The sequence below is a fragment of the Stenotrophomonas sp. HMWF003 genome (assembly GCF_003061285.1).
GTDB classification, from domain to species: domain Bacteria; phylum Pseudomonadota; class Gammaproteobacteria; order Xanthomonadales; family Xanthomonadaceae; genus Stenotrophomonas; species Stenotrophomonas maltophilia_AP.
This window is the reverse complement of record NZ_QAIW01000423.1, coordinates 10015-19439: the sequence shown is the minus strand read 5'-3', so window position 1 is coordinate 19439 and position 9425 is coordinate 10015. Positions and strand designations below refer to the sequence as shown.

At 67.3% G+C, this 9425-nt stretch carries 9 protein-coding genes and 1 pseudogene; 3 read left to right on the top strand and 7 right to left on the bottom strand.

Annotated elements, in window-relative coordinates:
- Positions 1-579: pseudogene (locus DBR34_RS23890) on the top strand (3-deoxy-D-manno-octulosonic acid transferase); the annotation flags it as partial.
- Positions 580-628: 49 nt separating this feature from the next.
- On the top strand, positions 629-1096 hold the full coding sequence (locus DBR34_RS18130) for a hypothetical protein (RefSeq protein ID WP_128097813.1): 468 nt from the start codon (positions 629-631) through the stop codon (positions 1094-1096).
- A 12-nt stretch (positions 1097-1108) separates the two neighbouring features.
- Here the strand turns inward: DBR34_RS18130 and mgtE are convergent, their stop codons facing one another.
- The 7 genes from mgtE to DBR34_RS18095 all read right to left on the bottom strand — a co-directional run bounded on the left by mgtE (position 1109) and on the right by DBR34_RS18095 (position 8303).
- Complete coding sequence (gene mgtE / locus DBR34_RS18125; RefSeq protein WP_128097812.1) at positions 1109-2491, bottom strand: magnesium transporter; 1383 nt, start codon at positions 2489-2491, stop codon at positions 1109-1111.
- Positions 2492-2617: 126 nt separating this feature from the next.
- Positions 2618-3286 (bottom strand): hypothetical protein, encoded by a 669-nt coding sequence (locus tag DBR34_RS18120; RefSeq protein ID WP_128097811.1) that lies wholly within the window; start codon positions 3284-3286, stop codon positions 2618-2620.
- Positions 3287-3718: 432 nt separating this feature from the next.
- Positions 3719-4627, bottom strand: coding sequence for a hypothetical protein (locus DBR34_RS18115; protein ID WP_128097810.1), 909 nt, complete (start codon positions 4625-4627; stop codon positions 3719-3721).
- Positions 4628-4679: 52 nt separating this feature from the next.
- Positions 4680-5204, bottom strand: coding sequence for a hypothetical protein (locus tag DBR34_RS18110; protein ID WP_128097809.1), 525 nt, complete (start codon positions 5202-5204; stop codon positions 4680-4682).
- Between the two features lie 263 nt (positions 5205-5467).
- The gene (locus DBR34_RS18105) at positions 5468-6829 is read right to left on the bottom strand and encodes a TolC family outer membrane protein (protein WP_128097808.1); all 1362 of its coding nucleotides are present in this window, start codon (positions 6827-6829) and stop codon (positions 5468-5470) included.
- A 16-nt stretch (positions 6830-6845) separates the two neighbouring features.
- The gene (locus tag DBR34_RS18100) at positions 6846-7493 is read right to left on the bottom strand and encodes a protein-L-isoaspartate O-methyltransferase (RefSeq protein ID WP_128097807.1); all 648 of its coding nucleotides are present in this window, start codon (positions 7491-7493) and stop codon (positions 6846-6848) included.
- A gap of 138 nt (positions 7494-7631) precedes the next feature.
- Positions 7632-8303: a TetR/AcrR family transcriptional regulator gene (locus tag DBR34_RS18095; protein ID WP_128097806.1), complete on the bottom strand. Its 672-nt coding sequence runs from the start codon at positions 8301-8303 to the stop codon at positions 7632-7634.
- Between the two features lie 124 nt (positions 8304-8427).
- Between DBR34_RS18095 and DBR34_RS18090 the strand changes: the two genes are divergently transcribed.
- Positions 8428-9425: efflux RND transporter periplasmic adaptor subunit (locus tag DBR34_RS18090; protein WP_258224102.1), on the top strand; the 998-nt coding region annotated here is incomplete at its 3' end.

Below are 9425 nucleotides of genomic sequence, written 5' to 3'. Positions count from 1 at the left end.
GTGTGGATCGCCGCCAGCACGCATGAAGGCGAAGAGCAGGCCACCATCGACCTGCACCGGCGCCTGCGCGAGGCACTGCCGGGCCTGCTGCTGTTGTGGGCGCCGCGGCATCCCGAGCGCTTCCCGCGGGTGGAGGCGCTGGCCCGCGAGCAGGGCTGGAAGGTGGCCACGCGCCGCCAGCAGCAGTGGCCGCAGGCCGACACCGACGTATTCGTCATCGACACGCTGGGCGAGCTGATGTCGTTCTACGGCTGCGCGCAGGTCGCCTTCGTCGGCGGCAGCCTGCAGGCCATCGGCGGCCACAACCTGCTGGAACCGGCGGCCATGGGCACCGCCTCGGTGACCGGCCCGCACCTGCACAACTTCGCCGAGATCTCCCGGCGCATGCGCGAGGCCGGTGCGGTGGTGATCGCCGACGATGCGCAGGGCGTGGGCGATGCGCTGTTGACCCTGCTGCGCGACCCGCAGGCACGCGAAGACATGGCCCGCGCCGGCTGCATGCTGGTCAGCAATGGGCGCGGCGCGCTCGACCGCACCGTGGCATTGATCGCCCCGCACCTGCCGCCGCCGGTGGAGTAACGGCCCCCTTTTTGCGGTGGAAGGGGAATCCAGACAGAGGGAGGCACGGATGGGCGAACACCATGACGCAAAGGTCTGGGCAATGCTGTCCAACCGCGGCACCGAGTGGTTTCGGTTGTCGCCGCTGGAGGGCGCCGCGCCGCCGCACCACCGGCTGTACCGGGTGGAGGTCGGCACCGATGGCTGGGACCGAGACGACGATGACAGCCGGCGCAGCGCACCGGTCCATCGCACCGAGCTGGGCCGGGTACCGATCCGCGACAGCGCCCTGGCTGCGCTATGCGGGCACCTTGCCCTCTGGCAGGAACGGTTCACGCCCTTCGAGTGCGTGCTGACGCCGGAGCAGGACGGCAACCAGCGCTTGACCGTGCGGGTCGGGCCGGACCCCGGCGTGATCCATTCCCGGGACAAGGCGGTGTTCTGCGTCGTCTACACCGCTGGCATCGGAATGGAGGCGCGGTGGTCCTTCGTGGTGGATCCATCCTGCCTGCGTGAATTGGTCGAAGGCCGCGGCTGATCGCGTCGCGGCTCACGCCGCTGCTGTCAGCAGGTCGCCCAGGAACAGGTAGGCGAAGCCGAAGTAGATGAACACGCCGATCAGATCCATGATCGAGGTGATCATCGGCGACGACAGCGTGGCCGGGTCGGTGCCGATGCGGCGTGCCGCGAACGGCAGCAGCGCGCCGATGATGCCGCCCAGCGCGGTGCACACCAGCATGCTGGAGCCGACCACCAGCAGCACGTCCATGCCCACGCCCTTGCTGAAGTACGCCAGGATCGCTTCGAGCACGGCGATGGTGACGCCCAGGCCGGCGGCCACCGGCAGCTCGCGCCTGATCACGAACCACACGTCGCGCCAGCGCAGCGTCAGCTCGCCCAGCGCCATGCTGCGGATCACCAGCGTGGCCGACTGGCTGCCGGTGTTGCCGCCCATGTCCACGATCGGGGCGATGAACGCCGCCAGCACGATCACCTGCGACAGCAGTTCCTCCTGCGCGGCCACGAAGGTGCTGGTGAGGATGCCGAAGCCGGTCAGGATCGCCAGCCAGAACACGCGCACCCGGAACATCTGCGTCAGCGGCGTGCTGCGCACGTCCAGGTCGTTGCCCTGCGCGCTTACCGTGCCGCCGAAGCGCGCCAGCTGCGCGGCATCCTGTTGCTTCTCGATGTCCATCGCATCGTCGACGGTGACGATGCCGATCATGCGTCCGTCGGCATGGGTGACCGGCAGCGCCAGCAGGTCGTAGCGGCGGATCAATTCGGCCGCCCGCAGCTGCGGCCAGTAGGCATCGGCGGTGGTCGGCGGGCTGCGCATGATCGATGCGACCGTCACGCGGCCGTCGGCCAGCACCAGGTCGCGCAGCGTGACGCTGCCGCGCAGGCGCTGGTCGTGGTCGAGCACGAATAGGATGTTGACGGTCTCCTTGTCCAGCGCGGTATGGCGCAGGTGGGCGATGGCGTCGGCCACCGTCATCTGCGGAGCCAGGCTGGCGTAGTCGGAGGTGGTCACCGCACCCACGGTGCCTTCGGGGTAGGCGGCCATGCGCAGCAGGTCGTCGCGCTCGACCTTGGCCAGCGCCGGCAGCAGGTGCTGCCGAGCCGCGTCATCGAGGCGGTGGTAGAGGTCGGCACGGTCGTCGGACGGCAGATGCTCGAACAGCGTCACCACGGCGTCGCGTGGCATTGCGGTGAGCAGCGCGTCCTGGGCGCCGTCGGGAAAGTGGGCGAACAGCTCGGCACGTGCCGCCGGGGGCAGCAGCGTCAACAGGGTCAGGGTGGCATCGGTACCGAACAGGTCGAGGGCTTCGACCAGGTCCAGTGCATGCGTGGTACTGGCGATGCTGGCAAAGGCAGCGGCATCGCGCGAGCGGATCAGGGCGCGGATCGAGAACAGAAGGTCTTCGCGGTTCATGGGAATCTCCAGCAGGTAACGGCGACGCGTGCCGCAGCGGGCGTCGGGAACGACGCGGGCGCGGCAGGGCAGCGGGCGGGCGACGCGGTGCGACGCCGTGCGACAGGCGAGGCCCGCAGCAGCAGCTCAGGGCGGGGCGGCGAGATTGAAACCGAGCGTCAGCCAGCGCGTGGTGCGTTGGTGATGCACCTGCCCGGCGAGCAGGTCCACGCTGGCGCCCGGCCACAGCACCCGGCGCAGGCCCAGCTGGCTGCTGCGTTGGCGGTCTGCATCGCGCGCGCTTTCGGCCAGCAGTGACCAGTCGCGGTGCAACGCGACGTCGATGCCGACACCACTGGTGCGGCCCTGCACATGCGCGTGGTGGGCCCAGCCCAGATTGAGGTGCAGCTGCACCCGGTCCTGCGCATCCAGCGCGACGGTCAGCGGAACCGTGAGGTTCCAGTCATCGCTGCGCGGACGGTGCGCAGTGCCGCCCAGGCTGGCGCTGGCGGCCAGGCCCCAGCGTCGCTGCACCGGTGCCACCAGCACGCGTTTGGCGCCCACCGCCCACTGCGCGGCGGACTGCCCCGGCAGACGGGTCAGGCCGAGCGACCATTCGGTATCGGCCACGGTACAGGCCGGTACCGCGGTCCATTCCTGACCGTCGCGGGTATGCCGCACCCAGCTTTCCAGCTGGCACTGGCCGGCATCGGTGATGCTGGCGTCGTCCACCAGCAGGCTGGCGGCGGCATGTGTATCGAAGGGAAGCACGGCCACGCTCAACAACAGCGGGACCAGCACACGGCAATGGTGCATGGGCAATCTCCAGGCAATCGGAAACGCCAGCGGCACCCTCGTCGGGGTCGTTGGAAACGGCGATGCAGGTGATGCGAGGCGGGCGCATCATGCGATGCGCGGGCGAGCCCCGTCCTGTGCGGACGGAGCCAACCTTGGGGTCAGCGGGTCCGTCGGCTCAGGAGCAGCAACGAGGTCGACTATGACTGTCCAAGGAGGGGTCTCTGGGCGGAAGGGAAGGGTGGTGCGGGGCGGAAGTTAGAGCGTGGCGATGGCACGGTCAAGCGTATTTCGGCCGTCTATACCAAGGTATCGCGGCGCTATGCCGGCGCACGCCCTGAAACATGGAAGATGCCGGGTTGGCGGCAAAATGGCGTGCGATGGCGACTGTGGCGCAATGACGTGATCGGCTGGCGTCGCGCACGATGGCCGCGCCGCGTCATGCGTACCGCCTCAGAAGGGAGGGTGGCGGGTGGGGATCTGATCCAGCAGTGAGAGCACTGCCTGAATACCATCCCGGGTGTCGTGCCATCCGCTGGCTGCCCCTATCAGGTGGCCTTCCTGGAAAAGATAGAAGCCGGGGGTATCCCACGTCTCCAACTGCGGCCAGTCATGTTGTGCGGACGCCCAGTACAGTGGGAAGTCGGGGTGCCGATCACGCCATCGCCGTGCACCTGCAATATCGAAGGTCTTTTCCACCGGCTGCAGCCACGCCGTGGAGACATCCCGTTCGGCAAGTCGTTCGCGAAAGATCCGGCTGGCATGCAAGTCGTTTGCTGCGCGTGTGGAAAAGCCACATCCGGGACTGGATACGACAACCAGCCAACGTCCGGACTGCGCGGGAATGTGGCTCCGAAGCAGGGACCGGCCGTCATCGGCCAACGCGTACACCGGCACGCCCTCCACATGGATAGCTGCGTCCATCACCTTTGGCGGAGGCCGTCGTCCAATCCGGGGGTGTGCGAGAAGAATGGACGTGGCCGTGGCGAAGTTCCTCGTGGCCATGGCGGCGTCGAACCACGTCTCGAGGTGCGCGGTCGACAGCGCGCCTCTGCGAACAAGCACATCGACGACAGCCGCCATGTCGCGCTCAATGCGCTCCTGAGGCCGGTAGATCTGCAGCTTGCGCGCGGCGCGCAGCAGGAGATCCAGATCGCTGTCGGAAAGAGCGTCAAGTCCCGAGGAACGGGCGCCAGAATGCAGTTGCTCGTATGCGTCTGCGATCGCCTTCCCGCGCACGGCCGAGGTGGATCCGGCGTGTGTGAGCTCGGCTTGAACAACGCGTTCAAAATCCGCAGGAAGCGTGCTCTGCACACCAGCACTGAGGCTGGATGCCAGCAGGAGGAGAAAATGTGCGCTCATGGACTATGCCTGATGACAGATGCTGCCTCGGGTGAAGCAGCGTCTGCCTCTTTCAGCAATTGCTTCCTATGCAGACCCCGCCATCCCATGTTGCACAGCTGGCCTTGGCTGCGCAGACTTTATCGGGGTAGTCCACGGGGGGTTCTATCATCTCTGGTGGCCAACGCATTCCGGCCGCTCTTGCACGTTCAGCGAATCCGGGAATCGCTCCTGCGGATCGCTGGGCGCCGAACAGCGATAGCACTGCGTAAATTTCCATCGGTTCGAGATGGCTGACAATGTCCCGGTAATCAAAGCTGCTAACGCCATTTTCATTGAAAACAAGGGACTGCAGGAATCGAGTGCGGGCGGCCAGTGGCATGCGCTGCAAGCCGCTATCGCGCAGCCTTCCTTCGGAGATATAGCGTTCCAGGACCTGTCTCGATCGGATTGGAGCGGCAGCTAGCGCAAGCTCTCTCTCGGCGAGCTCGCGGTCGATGACGGCGTCACTGATCGTCATGGTTTCATGCGCTGGGCTTTGTGCAGCTGCGAAGAGGAGCACGGGGAGAGCTACGAGGATGTGTCGTTTAGCCTTCATCTATACCTTCCTTTTCGAAAGCGGGAGGCCTGCCAGACGGGTGGTTCAAGGCAGAAGAATGATGGTGCTTGCCGGTGTTCAGCGAAGTGATCCATGTATCCGGCGCGTCCAACGCTACAGGTTCCTATCCTGCAGACCTATCGGAATGGGACGAAATGCGACGGTCGCCGCCGTGTCGGCTCCGCATGCAGCCAGGCGTTCCACCTCGCCCATGAAAAAAGCCACCCTTTCGGGTGGCTTTGAATGGTGCGCTGCCGTTGAACTCAGTTGACCTGGGTGCTCGGCGTGGCAGCAGCCTGGGTCAGCAGGCGGTTGATGTCCTGCAGTTCGGCGATGTCCAGCGTGCCCACGGCCTGGCCCAGCTGCAGGCGGTTCTGCAGGAAGGTGTAGCGCGCGTTGGCGTAGTCCAGCTGCGCCGAGAACAGGATGCGCTGGTTCTGGATCACGTCCAGCACGGTGCGGGTACCCACTTCCAGGCCAACCTGCGAGGCGTCGTAGGCGCTCTGTGCCGAAACCACCGCCAGGCGACGTGCTTCCACTTCGCTGATGCCGGCCACCAGGGTCTGGTAGGCGTTGCGGGTGTTGCGGTCGAGGGCGCGCTTCTGCTGCTCGTAACCGTCCTGGGCGATGTCGCGCTGGGCCAGGGCCTGGCGCACGCCGGACTGGGTGGCGCCGCCGGAGAAGATCGGCACGCTCAGGGTCAGGCCCACGCTATTGGTGCGCAGGTCGGGGTTGAAGGCACCGCCGCTGCCGACGTTGGAATCGCCCCAGGTGGCGCTCTTGCCCCAGCTGCCGCCCAGCGACAGGGTCGGGTAGTGGCCGCCGCGTGCGGCCGACACGCCGGACTCGGCCGCGCTGACCTTCAGTTCCTGCGCCTTCAGCGCCGGGTTCTGGGCCACCGCCTCGCCGACCAGCTGGTCGATCTGGGCGTACTTGGCCGGCAGTTCCGGGCGGAAGTCGGCCGGCAGGGCGCGCAGGTCGGCCACCGGCTGGCCGGTCAACTCGGTCAGGGCCTGGTAGCTGTCGGCCAGCGTGTTCTGGGCCACGATGGTGTTGGCGCGTGCCTGGTCGTACTGGGCGCGCGCTTCATGCACGTCGGTGATCGGGGCCAGGCCCACTTCCAGGCGCTTGTCGGCGAAGTCGAACTGCTTCTTGGCCGCGGCTTCGTTGGTCTGCGCGGCGGTCAGCGATTCGATCGCCACCAGCACGTTGAAGTACGCCGCCGAGGTACGCACGATCAGGCTGTCGTTGGCCGAATCCAGGGTGAAGTCGGCGGCCTGGCTCAGTTCGCGCTGCGAGCGCAGGTTGGCGAACTGGCTGAAGTTGAACAACGTCTGGGTGCCGTTGATCGTGTAGGTACGACGCTTGGTGGTGGACGTGCCGGTGTTGAAGCCGCGGTCGTCGCTGCGGCTGCGGTTGAGCGCGGCCTCGCCATTGAGCTGCGGCAGCAGGGCGGCACGCGCCTGCACGGCGCCTTCCTTGTCGTACAGACGGGTCGATTCAGCCGCGGACAGCTGCGGGTCGCCATTGCGCGCCATTTCGTAGACCTGCAGCAGGTCGGCGGCAGAGGCGGTCATCGGCAGCAGGGCGGCGGCCAGCGCAATAGCGAGGGATCGGCGGATCATTGCGGCTTCCTTGGACTCAGAGTTGGAACTGGGGCGCCGGAGCGGCACCGCGCAGGTAATCGATATCGGTTTCAAACAGCGACTCGGTGCTGCCGTCGGCCTTGACCAGCACCGCTTCCATCACCGGCGAACGGCCGTGGATGACGAACAGGCGGCCACCGGGACGCAGCCACTGGGTGAAACGTGACGGGATGGTGTCCACCGCGGCGGTCACGCAGATGGCGTCGAAGCGGCGCTCGGTGTTCCAGGTCAGGGCGTCGGCGGTTTCGATCCGCACGTTGTTGCCCAGGCCGGCGGCGTCCAGCTGCGCACGCGCAGCGGCGGCCAGTTCCGGCTGGATTTCCAGGCTCAGCACCTCACGGGCCAGCTCGCCCATGCAGGCGCTCAGGAAGCCGCTGCCGGTGCCGATTTCCAGCACTTCGTCGCCCGGCTGCAGATCCAGCGCCTGCAGGGTGCGGCCTTCGATGACCGGCTTCATCATCTTCTGCCCGAAGCCCAGCGGCAGTTCGATGTCGGCATACGCCAGGGCCTTGTGCGATTCAGCGACGAACGCTTCGCGCGGCAGGCGTGCCAGTACATCGAGCACGCGGATCTCCAGCACGTCCCAGGGACGGATCTGCTGTTCGACCATCAGTTCGCGGGCGTGGGAGTAATCGATCGTCATGAGGTTTCTAGTTCCAGCGCAGTGGGCCGGCCATTTTACCGGTGCCGGGAGCCGGCGGCGCGCTGAGAGCATCGCTGCCGTCGCGCCGGGGTCGCAGTGCCGGAAGTCACCGCGACCTCCGGTCCATTCATGTTGTTCTCACGCCGTGGGGCGCGGCGCGTAGGCCCTCAGGAAAAACGCCACGCTGGCGCTCACATGGGCATCGGCGTCGCAGTCGGCCGGGGTCGGTCGCAGCCCGCACATCATATGCGTATGCAGCTCGCCTTTGATGAGGGTCATCAACTGCAGCGCGGCCGTTTCACAGTCCTCGATCTCCAGCTCGCCCCGGGCCACGCGGGCCCGCAGGAACTCGGCCAGGGCGTCGGTGGTGCGTTGCGGGCCGGCCACCCAGAACATCTCGCGCAGGCGGTCATCGGTTTCCGGGGCCATCATCACCCGCTGCACGGCCACCGCCTCGGCGGAGGTGATCATGCTGAAGAAGGCATGCCCGATGCCCAGCAGCTGGTCGCGCAACGGCCCTTCGGCGTCGGTGACAAACAGCGCGTCGGGCAGCATGGCGACACAGGTGGACTTCACAGCTTCGGTGAAAAGTGTCTCTTTGTCGCCGAAATGGCTGTAAACGGTCAGCTTCGACACGCCCGCCTGGGCGGCGATGCTGTCCATGCTCACCCCGTTGTAGCCCTGGTCCACGAACAATGCCTTGGCGGCCTCCAGGATCGCCGCGCGCTTGCCCAGGTCCTTCGGGCGTCCCGGCCCGGAGGCCTTGGCGGCAGGCTTTGCAGGGGGGAGAGGGGCGGTCGAATCGGTCATCCAAACAATACTAGACCAATCGGTTCGATATTTATACTATACCGGCTGGTTCACTATTAGCCGTGCTGCAACAGTATGTTGCCGGCGCGAAATTTCCCGGATTTCTTCTCAGGTCCTGTACCTCATGAAAAGCATGCGTTGGATGGGCGGTGGTTTGCTGGTGGTGCTGCTGGCGGCGTGCGGCAAGCACGATGCCGAGCCGGTGGCGGCCATTCCGGTACTGGTGGTGCATCCGGGCACCGTGGCCGGGCAGGAAGCGGCCGCCTATCCGGGCGAGGTGCATGCGCGCCAGGAGAGCCAGCTGTCCTTCCGGGTGGGGGGCAACATGGTCAAGCGCCTGGTCGATGCCGGGCAGCGCGTGCGCAAGGGCGAGCTGCTGGCCGAACTGGACGCGGCCGACTACAGCGCCCAGGCCGCCGCCTCGCAGGCCCAGCTGGCCGCCGCCGATGCCGACCTGGTGCGTGCACGCGACGACCAGAAGCGCTACGCCAAGCTGGCCGAAGACCAGCTGGTGAGCCGTTCCGCGCTGGACCAGCAGACCGCCGCCTTCAAGGCCGCGCAGGGCCAGGCCAATGCGGCCCGCGCCAACCTGGCCGTGGCCCGCAACCAGGCCGACTACGCGCAGCTGCGCGCACCGGCCGACGGTGTGATCGCCAGCCGCCAGGTCGAAGCCGGGCAGGTGGTGAGCGCGGGGCAGACCGTGTTCACCCTGGCGGCCGACGGCGGCCGCGAGGTGCTGATCGCGCTGCCGGAAAGCAGCATCCGCGACTACCAGGTGGGCCAGCCGGTGCAGGTGGAACTGTGGAACCGCCCGGGCCAGCTGCTGCCCGGTACGATCCGCGAGATCGCCCCGGCCGCCGACGCGCAGGCCCGCACCTACGCCACCCGGGTCAGCCTGGCGCCCGAGGCGCTGAGCGAAGTGGAACTGGGCCAGAGCGCGCGCGTGTTTGCCCGCGCCGGCCGCAGCGGCACCCTGCAGCTGCCGCTGGCCGCGGTGCTGCGTGGGGCTGACGGCAAGGCCAGCGTGTGGGTGGTGAACCCGGTCAATGGCGCGCTCAAGGCCACCCCCGTGACGGTGGGGGCCTACGGTGCCGACGCGGTGCCGGTGCTGTCCGGTGTGAC